Below are 1,095 nucleotides of genomic sequence, written 5' to 3'. Positions count from 1 at the left end.
CACGACCAAGTGGCGTGACGAGCACTTTTTTATTGTCCCGTTCAAAAATCTTAATGCCTAGCTGACGCTCCAGTTCACTGACGCCTGTGCTCAACGTTGATTGGCGAACATGACACAAATCTGCTGCTTTACGAAAATGCAGCGTTTTTGAGACAGCCAAGGCATAAGATAATTGTTTTATCGATAGCATAGCGTTTATCCATCCGTTGAGTCTTCTCGCCGTTCAAACTTCTCGTTCTAATGATCAAGCTTAGAAGATGGCTTTTTGTTGTTCGAATTTCCCTAACGTTGTTCCTGCCTTTATCTACCATCCTTTCGCTCGGCATTGCCGTTCGATTCTGAGCACGACTTGCTGTACTTGGTGATCAAGATAATCGGTCGAGCTCACCATTTGTCGCATGTCTTCAACAAAATGAGCGGGGCGAATCATCCGCAAAGTGTTTTCGTTTTTGCAAATAAAGTCCACACGCGGAATGCCAAGCTCGTCCTCGTATTCAATGATGTAAGTGGCGGCGGTTTGGTGATTAAGTTGTGTGTTGAGCTCGAACATCCAATTTAGATATTGCTCTTCAATCCAACTTGAATAGTGCTGCTGGAAATAGTTTTTAAGTGATTGATAGTTAGCACTATTAAAATGGTGATATGTATTTCGTAATGCCGATTGCGGCTCACTTGTCGTTGGTATGTACAGTTCTATGGGTAATTGATAGGGGTAGCGATCGTGGCTCCAATCTTCGATCACCGATTTAACGTGATTCAAAATGTAGTGCAGGGCACTGAACAATCTCGCATAAACGAGGCGAGACCCGTAGAACAGGCGTAAATGTTCACCATTGTATTGATTGATGTAATTGAGCGGAATTTTATAATTCACGCTCAAGTCGTCTTCATTAGTTGGAGTGACCGGGTCATTACTTTGCAACAACCAGTGTTGGTGCTTGCGCCAAAAGGCAATGTCGGCCGATAGCATGTCCGGCCAAGCGGTGATCGGGAGGTGTGAACGATGGGGGTCACTAAAAGATATGAGGTCGTTACCCTCACCGTGCAGTTTTTGTAAATCGCTATTGAGCTGATAAATCGTGTTAGGGTCAGCTT

General features: G+C 44.4%; 2 protein-coding genes. Both read right to left on the bottom strand.

Features of this window, described 5'->3' with window-relative positions; genetic code table 11:
• Positions 1 to 190 (bottom strand): LysR family transcriptional regulator (locus tag R7M72_RS25665; protein WP_318056537.1); only part of this gene is annotated, 190 nt, incomplete at its 3' end.
• A 114-nt stretch (positions 191 to 304) separates the two neighbouring features.
• Positions 305 to 1,095: hypothetical protein (locus tag R7M72_RS25660; protein ID WP_318056536.1), on the bottom strand; the 791-nt coding region annotated here is incomplete at its 5' end.

This window comes from Vibrio sp. YT-18 (assembly GCF_033337345.1).
Lineage (GTDB): Bacteria > Pseudomonadota > Gammaproteobacteria > Enterobacterales > Vibrionaceae > Vibrio > Vibrio alginolyticus.
The sequence above is the reverse complement of the archived record's forward strand: the minus strand, read 5'-3'. Positions and strand labels throughout refer to the sequence as shown.